Genomic DNA, 16,857 nt, shown 5'->3' with positions numbered 1-16,857 from the left:
GGGTGCGTTCTTACCGGTCGCGGTCAGGGCAGCGTTGCCGTCGTATAGCGGCTGCGCCCCGGTAAATGTGATGAATATCCCACGGGGACAAGAAGGTTCGAGCCGGTTGTGATGGATCACAAGTAGTGAACCGGGAAATTAGGTCCGCCCAGGTCGCAAAGGCCCTATGGCATTCCCCGGATGAACCCGAGTCGGTAAACCCGGAACTCCCGCAGTGTGATGTGTTGCGATTTCTGCTATTTCCGGCCGATTTGCCGCTATGGTCGACCCCAGTCGCCGCGCGGGTGCCACGACTCCACGTGGTAGCCGCGCAGGCACCCGACACCACAAGTTGGAGGAGAAAGCCGTGAGGGAGCGAAGCGAGCGAACCATGGGCGCAGCGCCACAGGCGGTCATGCCGGAGCCGAGCGCTAGCGAGGTGGAGGCATGACCGCCTACCGGACCATTGTCGTCGGTACCGATGGCTCGGACTCGTCGTACGTCGCCGTCGACAAGGCCGCCTCGCTGGCCGCGGCCGCGGGTGCGACCCTGGTCGTGGCCTGCGCGTACTACCCGACCGACGATCGCGACGTGGCCGCCGCCGCCGATGTGCTCAAGGACGAGGCCTACCAGGTGCGCGGCTCCGCCCCCACCAGCGAGATCCTGCGCACCGCCCGCGCCCGTGCCACCGCGGAGGGCGCCAAGGATATCGTCGAGCGTGCGATCGTGGGTGAGCCCGTCGAATCGCTGCTCGCGCTAGTCAAGGAGGTCGAGGCCGATCTGCTGGTCGTCGGTAACCGCGGGCTGAACACCCTCGCGGGCCGGTTGCTGGGTTCGGTGCCCTCGGATGTGGCACGCAAGTCCCGTTCCGATGTGCTGATCGTGCACACCGTCAGGTAAGTAGCAGAGCCGAAACGACAGCCGCACATTCCCCGGAATGTGCGGCTGTCGCCGTTCTCGTCAATCCAACCCGCTGAGCACCGGTGGCAGGTCGCCGGTGTGCACCACCGCGAGTCGCTGAGTGGCGCGAGTCAGTGCCACGTACAGGTCGTTCATCCCACGTGGTGAATCGTCGAGGATGCCCTGTGGCTCCACCAGATAGACCGCGTCGAATTCCAGACCCTTGACCTCGTGCACCGTCAGCACCCGGACGGATTCGCCAGCCAACTCGGCGAAGTCCGCGACCATCTCATGCGGTGTGATGACGGCCGTGGTACCGGGGCCGGTCTCGGCGGCTACCAATTGTGCTACCGCACTGCGCAATTCGCTGGCATCGACGGCATGGGCGCGCGGCCGCACACCGGTCTCGCGCACCGAGCGCGGCACCGCCGCGGCCGGATCGATCTCGGCGAGCACACCGGCCGCGACCGTCATGATCTCCGCTGGGGTCCGGTAGTTCACGGTCAGCTCGGTGAGTTTCCACCGTTGTGCCACATAGGGTTCCAGCATCCGCTGCCAGGACGAGGCGCCCGCCGGATCGCCGGTCTGCGCGACATCGCCGACCACGGTGACCCACCGGTTCGGTATCCGGCGCATCACCATTCGCCAGGCCATCTCCGAAAGTTCTTGCGCCTCATCGACGATCACGTGGCCGTAGGTCCAATTGCGGTCGCCAGCCGCGCGTTCCGCGGTGGTCTGCCGGTTGCGCACATCCTGACGTTCAGCCAGCTGGCTGGCGTCGATCAGGTCGTAGGCCATCAGGATCTCCGGATCGAGGTCGTCCTCGAGATCCTGTGGCGCCGAACCGGTCAGGATGTCGAGTGCGTCCTGGGCCTCGGCTATTTGCGCCCGCCAGCGGCGGCGGGCGCGTTCGCGTTCCTCGGTGTCGTCGATGCCGAGCAGTTCGGCGAGTTCGTCGAGCAGCGGTGCGTCCGGCGCGCTGAATTCGCCGTTGTCCGAGCGCATGAGTTCGGCTCGGTCGGCCGGATCCAAACCGCTCGCGGCCCGGTCGAGTCGCGTGGGATCGGCGAGCAGATCCGCGAGCACCTCCTGTGGCGACAGCATCGGCCACAGCTTGCCGATGGCGGCCTGGATCTCTGGATCGGCCCGCATTTCGTCCCGGATCTCGGCGAGATCGGTTCGGCTGAGCAGACTTTCCTTACCCGCCCCGTCGGCTGCGCCTCCTGCCATCCCCCGGTGGCCGCCGGAAATATCCGCGCCCATGGTCTGGGCCAGTTGCTCGGTGAGTGCGTCGATGACCGAGGTGGCGAAGATCGGCCGGGCCAGGTTGTGCGGCCGCCGCGAGGAGCGTGCCCGGCCGCGCGCCTTGGTGGCGATCTTGCGATCGAGTGTGACCGGGTAGCCGTCGAAGGCCAGGCGTATCGGTTCGGCGGGCACCTCTTGACGGTCGCGCACCGCCTGCTTGAGCACCTCCAGCATGGCCAGGGACCCCTTGATCTCCCCGGCGCGCAGCGAATCCTCGCGGGTGGCCTTAACCCCCGGATACAGATCGCCGATGGTGGACAGCAGCACACCGGTCTCACCGAGCGATGGCAGCACCTGGCCGATGTAATCGAGGAAGGTGGCGTTCGGGCCGATGATCAGCACACCGCTCTTGGCCAACTGCTGGCGGTAGGTGTAGAGCAGATACGCCGCGCGGTGCAGTGCGACGGCGGTCTTGCCGGTGCCCGGACCGCCCTGGACCACCAGCACGCTCTTGTGCTCGGAGCGAATAATCGCGTCCTGCTCGCTCTGGATGGTCTCGACGATGTCGTTCATATGGCCGGTGCGCGCCGCATTGAGCGCCGAGAGCAATGCGCTCTCGCTGCCGACGCCGCCCTCGCCCTCGGACACACCCGCGGTACGGGCCGCGTCGAGGTCCAGGTATTCGTCGTTGATGGCCGTGACCCGCCGATTGCGGGACCGGATATGTCGGCGCCGGATCACCCCGTCCGGTGCGGCGGTAGTCGCGAGATAGAACGGACGGGCCAGCGGCGCGCGCCAATCCAGCAGCAGCGTCTCGTAATCGTCCTTCTCGTCGAGGATGCCGAGCCTGCCGATATAGCGGTATTCCCCTTCTTGGCCGCTGGCTTGCGGGTCGCTCGAAATGGCACTGCCGTCGAGGTCGATGCGGCCGAAACACAGGCCGTGTTCGGCGGCGTCGTATTTGGCCAGGTCCTCGGAATAGAGCTGACTGAAGGATTCTCGTTCGGTGCGGGCCTGCGGGGTGCCACCGGTTTCCAGCAGCACGGTGCGCAGGCGTTTCGTGGCGTACTCGCGCATATCGTCGAGTCGTTCATAGAGCACGGACAGGTAGGCCTGCTCCTGGTCGAGCTCGCGGTTCCGCTCGGGGGCGCCGTCGAGCGCGGCACGGTCCTGAGTGAGGCGGTCGGGCAAACTGAACTCCTTGTCACCGCGATGAGCCGGTGCACACGCAGGTCACGGTGCACGCGAACGCCATTGAAAACAGAGTTTTCGAGTCTACTGCCGGTTCGGCGGGCTCGCTGTAACCGCAGGTAGCGGGTCCGTGGCCAGGACCGGCGCGAAGTGTTGGACGACGGGGAACGGTTCGTAGAAGTGGTGCAGTAGTTGCTTCCAGCGCTGATATCCGGCGGACTCGCGGAAGCCGTCCACATGGTCGCTCAAGTGTTCCCAACCCACCAGCAGCAAATAGGTCTCGGGCGCCTCGACGCATCGTGACAACGACAGCGACCGGAAGCCCGGCATGCTCTCGATGATCGGCCTGGCCTCGGCGAATGCCGCCTCGAAGGCCGCCGCTTCGGCGGGGCGGACGGGCAAAAGCGCGTGTTCGATGATCAACGGAAACCCTCAGGAAGCGTGCGTGTTATTCGGTCTGCGACCCAGGCCGGGGCCGTCTCGGTGGCCGGTCGGCTTGGCACGGTACATCGCCAGATCGGCATCGTGCAGCACCGCCTCGGGCGTGCGGTTATCGCCCTCTTCGAGTTCGGTCACGCCGATCGAGGCGTTCACCTCGATCCGGTGCCCGCGCGCGATGATCGGTTCGGCCATGGTCGAGCGCAGCCGCAGGACCAGTGAGTCGAGATCGACGCGCCGGGTCCGGCCGGACAGCAGCACCAGGAATTCGTCGCCGCCGAGTCGGCCGACCAGATCGGTGCCGCGCAGTGCGCGTTGCAGCCGCTGGGCCACGATCTGCAGCACGGTATCGCCGATCGCGTGGCCGAGGGTGTCATTGATCGCCTTGAAGCCGTCCAGATCGATGAACAGCACCGTGGAGACCGGCAGATCCTCACTGGCGGCCAGCGCATTGGCGAGCTGGGACAGGATCAGCGAGCGATTGGCCAGTCCGGTCAGCGAGTCGTGCGTGGCCTGGAACTCCAATTGCCTTCGACTGGCCCGGAATTCGGTGATATCAGCAAAGGACGACACCGCGGGTGAATCGGGATCACCCGGATTGAGCAGCCGCGAACTGCCGGACAGCCAGCGCCGCTGGCCGTCGTGCCGGTCGACGCCGAAGATGTATCCGGTAATCGTTTCGCCGGTGGCCAGGGTGCGCGCGACCGGATGCCGACTCGGCGGAAGCGGTTGCGCATTGGCGTCGAGCAAGATCAGCGGCAGTTCGTCGATGGTGGCGCCGATGAGTTCGCCGGTGCGTTCGTCGGTGCCGAAGATCCGCACCGCCGCTGGATTGGCCGATTCGATGCGGCCGTTCCGGTCGATGACCACCACGCCCTCCTCCAACTGCGAGACCACCGTGGTGAAGTGCTGTTCGGCCCGGCGCTGCGCTGCCTCGGCGGCGCGCTGGGCGGTGAGATCGTGGATGACCACCTGGTAGGCGAGATGGTCGTGCCATGCGGTGAGCACCGAAACAGTCTCGACCGGGACAATCTCGCCGTCGACCCGGATCAGCTCCATTTCGGTGGGCTCGGAGGCCGCGCCCGCGGTGGTCAGCTGGCTGATGCGGTCCACCATGCCGGGCACCGAGTCGGGATGGACGAATCGGGTCAGCGGCTGGCCGATCACCTGATCGGCGCTTTCGGCCGCGAGCATGCGCGCGGTGGCCGGGTTGGCGTAGACGACGGTGCCGCGCTCGTGTACGACGATCCCGTCCGGGGTGTGCTCGACCAGGGACCGGTAGCGCTGGGCCAGCTGCTCGGCGTCGACCCCGACGTCGACTGCCTTGTCCTGATCCACTCGAACCCCCGATCGTCGACCTGATCATGGCCATTGGAACATGGGATTATTCTGGTCTCGACGTGTACAAGATCACATCGTCGACGCTATTGCTTCGCTCACAGTCCGGGCACTCCATCGGCCGCCTATGTGTTGATCATTACCGAACCCGGATTTGTGAACATTTCTCGAGCCGAACGTCGCTTCGGCCCCGGGAGCCGGTGAAGGAGCGATGCCATGTCGGGTACCCACCCCAACAATGAAAAGCGCCATCAAGATCATATGACGATCGCCGGGATCGGTGCGGTCAGCGGGTACGGCTGGGGTCGGGAGACGCTTTGGCAGGGGCTGCTGAGCGGGAAATCCGCGGCCTCACTACAACCAGGCTACGGCGTCGGCCGCGATGAGCACGCCTGGGTTTCGCTGATTCCCGAAGGCGGCGATCCCATGGTGAGCACCAGCGTCTACGGGCGCGCCATCCAGGAGGCGGGTCGTGAGGCGATCGCCGACGCGTCCGGGCGCGGTTGGCGACCGGGCGGCACCGTCGGCCTGCTGCACGCCATCGTGCTCGGCGATGTCGCCAACTGGCGCGAGTTCTATCTGGCCGATGACGGTCACCGACGCTCCCGCGACTACCTGCGGCTACTGCCGTCCACACCGATCTCGGTGCTACAGCAGGAATTCGGTTTCCACGGTCCGTCGATGAATGTCTCGGCGGCGTGCAGTTCGGCGAATGTCGCGCTGATCACCGCCAAACTATGGCTGGACTGCGGTGTCGCCGACGATGTGATCTGTGTCGCCACCGATATGTCGGCCACCCCCGAGATGCTCGAGCACTTCGTCCGGCTCGGCGCCGCGGTCGGCGATGCCGAACCGCTGTCGGCCTGCCGCCCCTTCCAGGAGGGCAGCCGCGGTTTCAGTATGGGCGAGGCGTCGGTCGCGTTCGTCCTCACTCGTTCGGTCGAGCGGCCCTATGCCGCGGTGCTCGGCGGCGGTATGACCAACGACGCCTATCACGTGGTTTCGGTCGATCCCGGGCACACCCAGATCTTCGACTGTGCACGCTACGCGCTCGCCGACGCCGCTATCGCCCCTGAGGATGTGCGGTATTTCAACGCGCACGGCACCGGCACCCGGCAGTGCGATGCGGCCGAGCGTGATCTGCTTCGGCGGATGTTCGACGACCGGCCGCACGTCTATTCGGTCAAACCGCTGGCCGGGCACTGCCAGGGCGCGGCGGCCGGTGTCGAGGTGGCCGCGGCGGCATTGGCCTACGACCGCGGCATCGTGCCCGCCGCGCCGATCGTCGCGCCCGCCTACGAGCGACTATTGGATGGACCGACGCCGTTCGAGGGCGGGATCACGGTCAAGCTGTCGCTGGGCATGGGCGGCAATAATTCGATGGTCGTGCTCGGTCCCGTCGACTGAGCCCACTTACGGAAGCGGCACCGACCAGGACAATTTCGTGCCCGGCATGCTCTCCGTTTCATGCGAACCCGCCGCCGCGGGCCCGATGGTGAATTGCCCGTCCGACTTCTCCGCCCGCTGCTCCAGATTCCGCAATCCGCTGCGGATCACGTGATTCGGGACGCCCCAGCCGTCATCGGTGACCACGATGGTCAGATCATCGGCCACGCTGATCTCCACCGAGACGGTCGCCGCGCCGGAATGCCGCACCGCATTGCTCACCGCCTCGCGCACCACCGCCTCCGCGTGATCGGCCAATTCGGCCTCGAGCACCGACAGCGGGCCGGTCACCTGCACGGTGGCCCGCAGCGGCGAATCGGTGGTCTGCTGGCGTACCGCATCCTCGATCCGCTGCTGCAATTCGATGCTGCCGCCATTGCCGCCGTGCAGATCGAAGATGGAGGTGCGGATCTCCTGAACCACCTCCTGCAGATCAGTGATGACCGTCGAAAGGTGTTGGCGCACTTCGGGAACCTCGGCGCGCGGCACCGCGCTCTGCAAGGTGAGTCCGATGGCGAACAGCCGCTGGATCACATGGTCGTGCAGGTCGCGGGCGATGCGGTCGCGGTCGGCGAGGATATCGAGTTCGCGCATCCTGCGCTGGGTTTCGGCCAGCTGCATGGCCAGTGCGGCCTGGTCGGTGAAGGCGTTCGTCAGCTCGACGAGTTCGTCGGGGTAGGGCGGTGCGCCGATGGGGCGCACGGTGACCAGCGTGCCGAGTGTCGCGTCAGGTGTGCACAGCGGCAGGATCAGCGCGGGCCCGACATCGTGCAGTGGAACGCCGAGGTCGATCAGGGCGGCATCGTCGAAGCGCAGCGGGGTGCGGCGGGTGAAGGCCTCGCCGAGTGCGGTGCCATCGGCAACGACGGTCAGTCCGTCGAATCCGCTACCAGGACCGGACCATTGGGTAATGACGAGTTCGGAGACCGCGGCGAGTTCGAGTTGCGGTATCGCGGTGCTGGCCAGGAACGACTGATGCGATCCGGTCAGCGTGCGCGCATGGTCGACGACATGGGCGAGTACCAGATCGGGTTCGGTGCCCGCGAGGAATTCGGTGGCGATATCGCGGGTGGCCTCGATCCAGGCCTGTCTGGTGCGCGCCGATTCGTAGAGTCTGGCGTTGTCGACCGCGATACCGGCCGCGGCCGCCAGCGCCTGCACGAGCACGTCGTCGTCCTCGGTGAACGGCTGACCATTGGCCTTCTCGGTGAGGTAGAGACTGCCGAAGACCTCGTCGCGGATGCGCACCGGGACGCCGAGGAAGGTGTGCATCGGCGGGTGGTGTTCCGGAAACCCCACGGAGGCAGGGTGTTTCGAGAGTTCGTCGAGGCGAAGCGGTTTGGGTTGGGTGAACACCTCGCCGAGTACGCCGTGTCCGGCGGGCAGTCGACCGATGCGCTGCCTGATGGTGTCGTCCATGCCCTCGTCGAGGAACTGGGTGACCTGCTGTTCGTGTCCGCGCACGGCAAGTGCGCCGTAACGGGCGTCGACCAGGCTGGTGGCGGTATGCACGATGGCGCGCAGGGTTTCATCGAGGTCGAGGCCGGAGGTGACGGTCAGCATCGCCTCGACCAAGCCGTCCATCCGGTCGCGTGAATCGATGATCAGTTCGACGCGTTCCTTGACCTCCGACAGCAGCTCCCTGAGCCGAAGTTGCGACAGCGTGTCGCGTACCGAATAGAGGCCGCTGCCAAGCTCTTCGGTCATGACGGCATCCTGTTCTGGCAGGCGCGTAACAGCGCCTAGGCCAGTCTAGTTGGTCGATCGAGGACTTTCGGCCCTGTTCGCGGTGGCGTAGCGGTGATGGCATGGTCGCACACCGGGAATAGAAAGTAGGGATGTCCTATGAATTCGCCGTTGCGTTCCTCGGAGCTGTGGGCCACTGCCGCCGACCCCGAACTGGCCGTGACCACCCGGGGTGCGGTGCCGCCCGCGGATGTGACCAGGGCGGTGCGGGGGATCGGCCGCGTACTGCGCCGGTACCACCTCGACGCAGCGGCACGGGTGCGGGTGACGGCGCCGATGGATTCGGACGAACCCACCTTGGTACAGGCCAACATTCGCATACACGACACCCCGACGCGGGTTCAGGTCACCGGTCCACGCGGCTTCGCGGTGACCTTCGCGGTGGAACGACTGGACCGTCAGATCGCCCGGCTGGCGACCAAACAGTCACGCGAGTGGCCCGATCCGGCGCGTCCGCCCCTGGCCAGGGTCACCGAGCCGCGCCCGATCGTGCGGAGGAAGCACTGCGCGTTGCTGACCGGTACGCCCGCCGAGGCGACGGCGGTGATGGATGCGATGGACTACGACTCCTACCTGTTCGTCGATGCCGAAACCGGTGAGGATGCCCTGGTGAGCTGGGCGGATCCGGTAGGGGTCCGGCTGACCAGACAGCGAACGACACAGCCGCCGCAGCCCCCGGCGCAGCGGCCGCTCACGGTGAATTCGCTACCGCTGATCATGGATTCGGAGTCGGCGCCGCCCCTGATCGAGGAGGCGGCGGTGACCAGACTGTGCCGCAAGGGACTGCCGTTCCTGTTCTTCACCGATGCCGACAGCGGCCGCGGCCGCCTGCTGTACCGCCGCTACGACGGGGATCTCACCATCGTCGTTCCGGTCGAAATACGCTAACCGTCACGCAATTTGGAGGCCAGCACCGCGGCCTGGGTGCGCCGTTCCATTCCGAGTTTGGCCAGCAGCCGGGAGACGTAATTCTTGACGGTCTTCTCGGCCAAAAACATTCGTGCCGCGATTTGTCGATTGGTCAATCCCTCGCCGAGCAGTGCGAGCAATCGTCGTTCCTGTTCGGTGAGGCCCGCCAGCGGTCCGTCCTTTTCGGTGCTGGAACGTAGCCGGGCCTTGAGAGCGGCCGCCGCGCGGTTATCCAACAGCGAACGTCCGGCGCCGACCTGTTTGATCGCCTCGGCCAATTCCATGCCCTTGATGTTCTTGACGACATAGCCGCTCGCGCCCGCCAGTATTGCGTCCAACATGGCGTGTTCATCGGTGTAGGACGTCAAGATGAGGCAATGCAAATCGTCGATTTCGGCGAGCAGGTCACGGCACAGTTCGATGCCGTTCCCGTCGGGAAGTCGGACGTCCAGTACAGCGACATCGGGTCGCAGCGTGTGGATACCGGCCATGGCGTCGGCGACGTCCCCGGCCTGGCCGATGACGGTGAGTTCCGGATCGCTCTCCAGCAGGTCGACGAGGCCGCGTCGGACGATCTCGTGGTCATCCACAAGGAACACCGTGATCACGCGACCTCCTTTGCGGTGCAGGGCATCTCGCGTGCCCTGCGTTCAGTCCTACCCGACAAGGTAGCCCTCGACGAGCCGCGCCGGTATATCGGAAGCGACAATTTCCCGAGTAATGGCGACTCGAATTTTCCGGCGCGCGCTATCGAAACGCCGCGAAAAACCGACCGCTCGAATGATATTGTGCGCATCGGGGTTCCGGGTATGCTGGGGCCGAAGTCATTCACAGCGGGATTCAGGCAGCGGCCTTGGAGGGCCCAATGCAAAGGTGTCTCGAACAATGAAATATTCAGCGACGCTCGATTTCGGCAATATCTTCGGTCCGCCGCAGAGTTGTCCCGATTGTGGTTCGCAGGGTATCGGCACCTTCGTCGACCACCGGGATACCTTTTTCCGGTGTCGCGAATGCGGCGTGCAATGGCGGTTCGCACAGGGCCGCGCCGTTCGGGAGATTCCCGTTATCGATCCTGAGCTGGGGCCCGAAGAAGTATGGACGTGTCCATGAAGCTCGGGCACACCGATTCGGACTGCTCTGCGGTGGCTACCTCGTCTTCGTCGGCCGGATGAATGCGGAGCAGGACGGCCCGGGCGGCGCACCGAAAACCGGTGACGATCACCAAGTTCCATGAGGCGCCGGGATGCCGCCATTACACTGAGCGGGTGCGTCCACTGATGGGAGCCGACCCCGAACCGCACGAGGAGCCTGTGGCGCCTCGGGTAGAGCTGGTGCGGTATGCCGATGCGCTGGACCGGATCGACCCCTTCGACCGACGGGTCTGCCACGGGACGCACTGGTTCGACCGGTTGCTGATGGGCCGTAACCACGAACGGCCGTATCGACGCATCCTGACCAGTGAGCGGACGAGCCGGGCCCTGCTGCCCACCCCGGTCGCTTGACGAGCCCCTGGGGCGACGGCGTCGATACCGGGGCGCCACGAGCCGTTGCCGGGGTGACACTGGTCGAGGGCTCGACCTTCTGCATCAGCGAGGACGGCGGTGTCATCAGCCCGAATCGGGCCGAGGGATTGTTCGTGCGCGACACCAGAGTGCTGTCACGGTGGCGGCTGACCGTCGACGGGTCGACGCCGCAACCGCTCGCCGTCCAGCACACCGAACCCTTCAGCGCGACGCTGCTGGCCAGGACGCCGCCGCGGACCGGGCGGGCCGACAGCACGGCGCTGGTGACTGTCGCGCGGTATGTCGGCGACGGTATGCGCGAGGACGTGACCGTGCGCAATCTCTCGGGCGCGGCGATCAGCTGCGCGGTCGTACTGGAGCTCGATGCCGATTTCGCCGATCTGTTCGAGGTGAAGGAGGGGCGCATCGGCGACAGCGTGGTGGTCACCAAGAGCAAGTCGACGGCGGGCACGGTCGAGATCAGCCGGACCGATCTGCCGCTGGCGATCGCGGTGACCGCCGCGGGGGCGACCGCGGTCGATCGCGAATTGCGCTGGCAGGTCGATCTGCCCGGGCGCGGGGAATGGTCGGTTTGCATCCAGTACCAGCCGACGCTCGGATCGGCGGTGACGCCGCGGCATCTGTGTGGGAATCCGATATCGCACAGTGCGCCCGCGCTGCGGATGCGGGAGTGGTACGAGAATTCGCCGTCGGTACAGACCGACGATCAGACCCTTGCCGCGGTGCTGCGGCGCGCCGTTGTCGATCTCGGCGCATTACGCATCTTCGATCCCGGTCATCCGGAGCGGGCGGTGGTCGCCGCCGGGGCGCCGTGGTTCATGGCGCTGTTCGGACGGGACTCGCTGCTCACCTCCTGGATGGTGTTGCCGCTGGACCGGCGGCTTGCGGTCGGCACGCTGCAGAGTCTGGCTGGTCTGCAGGGCATCGAGCTGCGTGCCGTGAACGAGGAGGAGCCGGGGAAGATACCGCACGAGGTGCGATTCGGGCGGGCGGCGACCGCGCTGCTCGGCGGTGACACCGTGTACTACGGAACCGCCGATGCCACACCACTGTTCGTGATGTTGCTCGGTGAGCTGCACCGTTGGGGACTGGATGCCGAGACCAGGGACGAACTGCTGCCGCATGCGGATCGGGCGCTGCAGTGGATCGAGCAATTCGGTGACGCGGACGGCGACGGATTCGTCGAGTACCAGCGCGCGGCCGACCACGGCTTGGCGAATCAGGGGTGGAAGGACTCCTGGGACGGGGTGAATTTCGCCGACGGCAGGCTGCCCGACGCGCCGATCGCGCTGGCCGAGGTGCAGGGTTATGTGTACGCGGCGTATCTGGCGCGGGCCGAGCTCGCGACCGATGTGGGCGATCACCGGACCGCCGACCGGTTCCGCGTCAAGGCGGCCGCGTTGAAGGACGCGTTCAACAAGGCGTTCTGGCTGCCCGAGCACGGTTGGTACGCCATCGGTTTGGATGGGGACAAGCGGCCGATCGACGCGCTGACCTCGAATATGGGGCACTGCCTGTGGACCGGCATCATCGATGCGGACAAGGCGCGCTCGGTCGCGGACCATCTGCTGTCGCCGGAAATGTTCAGCGGATGGGGGATCCGCACCTTGGCCACCAATATGGGTGCCTACAACCCGGTCAGCTATCACAACGGATCGGTGTGGCCGCACGACAACGCGATCTGCGCCGCCGGACTGATGCGCTACGGCTTCACTGAACACGCCAACCAGGTGATCGATGGAGTGCTCGACGCGTCGACCCGCTTCGGCTATCGACTGCCCGAGCTGTTCAGTGGTTTCGACCGCGCGGAATTCGACGCGCCGGTGCCGTATCCGACCTCGTGCTCACCGCAGGCATGGGCGTCCGCGGCGCCGCTGCTTTTCATGCGGAGTATGTTGCGGTTGGAGCCGGGCACCGGGTCCGCGTCGGTCGCGCCAGCGGTGCCGGATCGGTATCTGCCGCTGCGGGTGAGCGGCGTGCGGGTGGGGTCGGACGTGCTCACCGTCACCGTGGACAATGGAGGCTGGCAGCTCAGCGGATTGGCTGGAAAGCTGCGTCGATCCGACTCCTGACCTGGACCGATGGCCGGGGAACCTGGCGCGCGACGAAACTTGTCGGTGGGTCGTCCTAGCATGGCGCTGGGGGTATCACGTCTGTTGGACCGACACGATCGAGAAGGGACACCTGGTGGCGGAACGCCTCACTGTGCGCGGAGCTCGGGAGCACAATCTCAAGAGCATCGACCTCGATCTGCCCCGCGACAGTCTCATCGTGTTCACCGGTCTATCCGGTTCGGGCAAATCCAGCCTCGCCTTCGACACGATCTTCGCCGAGGGGCAGCGCCGCTATGTCGAATCGCTATCGGCCTACGCGCGCCAGTTCCTGGGGCAGATGGACAAGCCGGACGTCGACTTCATCGAGGGACTTTCGCCTGCCGTCTCGATCGATCAGAAGTCGACCAACCGCAACCCCCGGTCGACGGTCGGCACCATCACCGAGGTCTATGACTACCTGCGTCTGCTGTACGCGCGCGCGGGCACGCCGCACTGCCCGGTCTGCGGTGAACTGATCGCCAAGCAGAGTCCGCAGCAGATCGTGGATCAGGTGCTCGCCATGGAGGAGGGCATCAAATTCCAGGTGCTCGCGCCGGTGGTGCGCACCCGCAAGGGCGAATTCGTCGATCTGTTCGACCAGTTGAACTCCCAGGGCTATTCGCGCGTCCGGGTCGACGGGGTGGTGTATCCGCTCACCGATCCGCCGAAGCTGAAGAAGCAGGAGAAGCACGACGTCGAGGTCGTGGTGGACCGGCTCCAGGTGAAGCCGAGTTCCAAACAGCGCCTTACCGATTCGATCGAGACCGCGCTGCGGTTGGCCGACGGCATCGTGGTGCTGGACTTCGTCGACCGCGACGAGCACGCCCACGATCGGGAGCGCCGCTTCTCCGAACGCCTGGCCTGCCCCAATGGTCACGCCCTCGATATCGAAGATCTCGAACCGCGCTCGTTCTCGTTCAACTCGCCCTATGGCGCCTGCCCGGACTGCACCGGACTCGGCATTCGCAAGGAGGTCGATCCGGATCTGGTGGTGCCCGATCCCGAGTTGAGCCTGGCCGGGGGCGCGATCGCACCGTGGTCGCGCGGGCAGACCGCCGAATACTTCACCCGGTTGCTGTCGGGTCTGGCCGAATCCATCGGATTCTCCATGGATACGCCGTGGCAGGACCTGCCGCCGAAGGCGCGCAAGGCGGTGCTGGAGGGCAGTTCGGATCAGGTGCACGTCTCCTACACCAACCGGTACGGGCGCAAGCGTTCGTATTACGCCGATTTCGAGGGCGTGATGCCGTTCCTGCAGCGGCGCATGGAGAGCACCGAATCCGAGCAGATGAAGGAGCATTACGACGGGTACATGCGGGATGTGCCGTGCCCGGTGTGCAACGGTGCTCGGCTGCGTCCGGAAATTCTGGCCGTCACCATCGCCTCGGGCGGTGAGCAGAAGTCCATCGCCGATGTGAGCGAATTGTCCATCGGTGATTGCTCGGCATTCCTGAATGCCTTGACGCTGGGGGAGCGCGAGACCGCCATTGCCGGGCAGGTACTCAAGGAAGTGCAGGCCCGGCTCGGATTCCTGTTGGATGTCGGACTGGAGTATCTGAGCCTGTCGCGGGCCGCGGCGACGCTGTCCGGTGGTGAGGCCCAGCGCATCCGGTTGGCGACCCAGATCGGATCCGGGCTGGTCGGGGTGCTCTATGTGCTCGACGAACCGTCGATCGGTCTGCACCAGCGCGACAACCGGCGGCTCATCGAAACCCTCACGCGGCTGCGGAATCTCGGCAATACGCTGATCGTGGTCGAACACGACGAGGACACCATCCGGGCCTCGGACTGGGTGGTCGATATCGGTCCGCTGGCCGGTGAGCACGGCGGTGAAGTCGTGCACAGCGGTCCGTATCAAGAACTGCTCACCGATCCGAAATCGCTTACCGGCGCTTATCTTTCGGGCCGCGAGCGCATCGAGGTGCCGATGGTGCGGCGACCGGTCAGCAAGAAGCGCCAGCTAACCGTGGTCGGCGCCAACGAGCACAACCTGCGCAATATTGATGTCAGCTTCCCGCTGGGTGTGCTCACGGCGGTCACCGGCGTTTCCGGTTCCGGTAAGTCCACGCTGGTCAACGACATTCTGGCGACCGTGCTCGCGAATAAGCTGAACGGTGCGCGGCAGGTGCCGGGTCGGCACACTCGGATCAACGGCCTCGATCATCTGGACAAGCTCGTGCAGGTGGATCAGTCGCCGATCGGCCGGACGCCGCGCTCGAATCCGGCCACCTATACCGGTGTGTTCGACAAGATCCGGACCCTGTTCGCGGCAACCACCGAGGCGAAGGTGCGCGGCTACCAGCCGGGCCGGTTCTCGTTCAATGTCAAGGGCGGCCGTTGCGAAGCATGTTCGGGTGACGGCACTTTGAAGATCGAGATGAACTTCCTGCCGGATGTGTATGTGCCGTGCGAGGTCTGTCACGGTGCCCGGTACAACCGGGAGACACTCGAGGTGCACTACAAGGGCAAGACCATCGCCGAGGTGCTCGATATGTCGATCGAGGAGGCCGCGGGGTTCTTCGAGCCGGTCACCTCGATCCACCGCTACCTCAAGACGCTGGTCGATGTCGGCTTGGGCTATGTGCGTCTCGGCCAGAGCGCACCGACGCTCTCCGGTGGTGAGGCACAGCGCGTGAAATTGGCGGCGGAACTGCAGAAGCGCTCCACCGGACGCACCGTCTACATCCTCGACGAGCCGACCACCGGTCTGCACTTCGAGGACATCCGCAAGCTGCTGCTCGTCATCAACGGACTGGTGGACAAGGGCAATACGGTCATCGTCATCGAACACAATCTGGACGTCATCAAGACCTCCGACTGGGTTGTCGATATGGGTCCCGAGGGCGGTTCCGGCGGTGGCATGGTGGTCGCCGAGGGCACTCCGGAAGACGTCGCCGAAGTAGCACCCAGCTACACCGGCCAGTTCTTGAAGGAAGTCCTCGCACTGCCCGCCGCGACCGAGCCCAAGGCTCCGGCCGGGAAGTCGGCGAAGAAGGCCCCCGCCAAAAAGGCCGCAACCAAAGCCGCGGCGAACAACTCCTCGACAACAAAGGCGTCGACGACAAAGATTCCGGCACCCAACCCCACCGCCGCGAAGCGCGCCGCACGAAAGGCCGCCGCACTGCGCTGAATCTCGCCCGCACGCCCGGCACCGGGTTCTCGCCACCGAGGCGGGCAGCTCGCCGAGCGTAGTGATATGGCGGTCGATTTCGGCGTAGGCGACCACCATTCGACTACGTTCGACGGGACCCCAGGATCCGAGTAGCGATATGGCAGAAGCTATCTGGACCAGGCACTAACCCGAGCGGTTCGCGATGGTGTGGATCAGCTCGGCGAGTTCCTTGTATCGGGACCACATCGGCCAATGCCCAGTGGGCAGATCGATGTATTCGGCGTCGATCTTGGCCAACTCGGCGAACAGCGGTTCCTGGCCCGCGTCGCGGAGTTGTTTGACCAAGTCCGCGGTAATGCTGTTGCAGATCACCGTTGTCGGAATGACAAGGCGCGCCGGGGAATCGCTCAGTCGCAGGGGAGCGGCGGCGACTCCGGCGGGTTCGGAGACGGCGCGCTCGCGGAACCGGGCGAGGGACACCTCGTCCAATCCGGTGAGGCTATTGCCGTCGGCCTCCAACTGGTCCCAATCCGGCAGGGCGAGTTCGCGAACGGTCGCATCCAGTGCGGAATTGAGGATGAAGCCATTCGGTAGCGGAGCGGCGTCGACATATATGCCGCGACGGAAGCGTTCGGGTGCGATATCGGTGGCGAGATAGGCGGCCGCCGCGCCGCCGGAGTGCGCGACGACCACCACCGATTCATCCGGGCCGATTTCGTCGAGGATGGCCTGCGCCTGCGTTTCCAGGGTCGCGTCCAGCCGGTCGTCATCGGCCGGATCAAGTCCGGGCAGGGTCAGCGCCGAAACATCGTCACCCCGGCCGCGCAGATCGGCCGCGACGTCGTCCCATGCCCACGCGCCGAGCCAGAATCCGGGAATCAGAAGTATCCGTGCCATTCAGTGAGCATCGCATGCCGAACCTGGCGGGACGCAAATC

12 protein-coding genes are annotated in these 16,857 nt (G+C 65.7%); 6 read left to right on the top strand and 6 right to left on the bottom strand.

Features of this window, described 5'->3' with window-relative positions:
• Positions 1–426 precede the first annotated feature (426 nt).
• On the top strand, positions 427–879 hold the full coding sequence (locus NA5_RS16795; RefSeq protein WP_062987014.1) for a universal stress protein: 453 nt from the start codon (positions 427–429) through the stop codon (positions 877–879).
• Between the two features lie 60 nt (positions 880–939).
• On the opposite strand, the gene NA5_RS16790 is transcribed toward NA5_RS16795, so the two are convergent.
• The 3 genes from NA5_RS16790 to NA5_RS16780 form a co-directional block, all read right to left on the bottom strand.
• Positions 940–3,315, bottom strand: coding sequence for a HelD family protein (locus NA5_RS16790; protein WP_062987012.1), 2,376 nt, complete (start codon positions 3,313–3,315; stop codon positions 940–942).
• A gap of 84 nt (positions 3,316–3,399) precedes the next feature.
• Positions 3,400–3,738 (bottom strand): antibiotic biosynthesis monooxygenase family protein, encoded by a 339-nt coding sequence (locus NA5_RS16785; RefSeq protein ID WP_062986843.1) that lies wholly within the window; start codon positions 3,736–3,738, stop codon positions 3,400–3,402.
• Positions 3,739–3,747: 9 nt separating this feature from the next.
• The gene (locus NA5_RS16780; protein ID WP_062986841.1) at positions 3,748–5,091 is read right to left on the bottom strand and encodes a sensor domain-containing diguanylate cyclase; all 1,344 of its coding nucleotides are present in this window, start codon (positions 5,089–5,091) and stop codon (positions 3,748–3,750) included.
• Between the two features lie 216 nt (positions 5,092–5,307).
• Between NA5_RS16780 and NA5_RS16775 the strand changes: the two genes are divergently transcribed.
• Positions 5,308–6,498, top strand: a complete 1,191-nt coding sequence (locus NA5_RS16775; RefSeq protein ID WP_245672263.1) for a beta-ketoacyl synthase N-terminal-like domain-containing protein — start codon at positions 5,308–5,310, stop codon at positions 6,496–6,498.
• A 6-nt stretch (positions 6,499–6,504) separates the two neighbouring features.
• Here the strand turns inward: NA5_RS16775 and NA5_RS16770 are convergent, their stop codons facing one another.
• Positions 6,505–8,244, bottom strand: coding sequence for a sensor histidine kinase (locus NA5_RS16770; RefSeq protein WP_062986839.1), 1,740 nt, complete (start codon positions 8,242–8,244; stop codon positions 6,505–6,507).
• 138 nt (positions 8,245–8,382) lie between these two features.
• On the opposite strand from NA5_RS16770, the gene NA5_RS16765 reads away from it, so the two are divergent.
• Complete coding sequence (locus NA5_RS16765) at positions 8,383–9,171, top strand: sigma 54 modulation/S30EA ribosomal C-terminal domain-containing protein (RefSeq protein WP_062986837.1); 789 nt, start codon at positions 8,383–8,385, stop codon at positions 9,169–9,171.
• Here NA5_RS16765 and NA5_RS16760 read toward each other — a convergent pair.
• A complete protein-coding gene (locus NA5_RS16760) occupies positions 9,168–9,800 on the bottom strand; it encodes a response regulator (RefSeq protein WP_062986835.1) in 633 nt (210 codons plus the stop codon). The genes NA5_RS16765 and NA5_RS16760 overlap by 4 nt on opposite strands.
• 657 nt (positions 9,801–10,457) lie before the next feature.
• Between NA5_RS16760 and NA5_RS16755 the strand changes: the two genes are divergently transcribed.
• From NA5_RS16755 to uvrA, 3 genes are all read left to right on the top strand, one after another.
• Positions 10,458–10,694 (top strand): hypothetical protein, encoded by a 237-nt coding sequence (locus tag NA5_RS16755; RefSeq protein ID WP_157110459.1) that lies wholly within the window; start codon positions 10,458–10,460, stop codon positions 10,692–10,694.
• Positions 10,691–12,787, top strand: coding sequence for an amylo-alpha-1,6-glucosidase (locus NA5_RS16750; RefSeq protein WP_062986831.1), 2,097 nt, complete (start codon positions 10,691–10,693; stop codon positions 12,785–12,787). Before NA5_RS16755 ends, NA5_RS16750 begins: the two co-directional genes overlap by 4 nt.
• 115 nt (positions 12,788–12,902) lie before the next feature.
• Positions 12,903–15,938, top strand: a complete 3,036-nt coding sequence (gene uvrA / locus NA5_RS16745; RefSeq protein ID WP_062986829.1) for an excinuclease ABC subunit UvrA — start codon at positions 12,903–12,905, stop codon at positions 15,936–15,938.
• A 165-nt stretch (positions 15,939–16,103) separates the two neighbouring features.
• On the opposite strand, the gene NA5_RS16740 is transcribed toward uvrA, so the two are convergent.
• Positions 16,104–16,817, bottom strand: coding sequence for an alpha/beta fold hydrolase (locus tag NA5_RS16740; RefSeq protein WP_062986827.1), 714 nt, complete (start codon positions 16,815–16,817; stop codon positions 16,104–16,106).
• Positions 16,818–16,857: the final 40 nt, after the last annotated feature.

Origin of the sequence: Nocardia anaemiae NBRC 100462, assembly GCF_001612725.1 — a bacterium.
Classification (GTDB): Bacteria; Actinomycetota; Actinomycetes; order Mycobacteriales; family Mycobacteriaceae; genus Nocardia; species Nocardia anaemiae.
The sequence above is the reverse complement of the archived record's forward strand: the minus strand, read 5'-3'. Positions and strand labels throughout refer to the sequence as shown.

What these genes read in the sequence shown, in the direction of transcription:
- NA5_RS16765 (WP_062986837.1), top strand. Translation starts at nt 8,383, where the DNA reads ATGAATTCGCCGTTGCGTTCCTCGGAGCTGTGGGCCACTGCCGCCGAC.
- NA5_RS16775 (WP_245672263.1), top strand. Translation starts at nt 5,308, where the DNA reads ATGTCGGGTACCCACCCCAACAATGAAAAGCGCCATCAAGATCATATG.
- NA5_RS16770 (WP_062986839.1), bottom strand. Translation starts at nt 8,244, where the DNA reads ATGACCGAAGAGCTTGGCAGCGGCCTCTATTCGGTACGCGACACGCTG.
- NA5_RS16740 (WP_062986827.1), bottom strand. Translation starts at nt 16,817, where the DNA reads ATGGCACGGATACTTCTGATTCCCGGATTCTGGCTCGGCGCGTGGGCA.
- NA5_RS16795 (WP_062987014.1), top strand. Translation starts at nt 427, where the DNA reads ATGACCGCCTACCGGACCATTGTCGTCGGTACCGATGGCTCGGACTCG.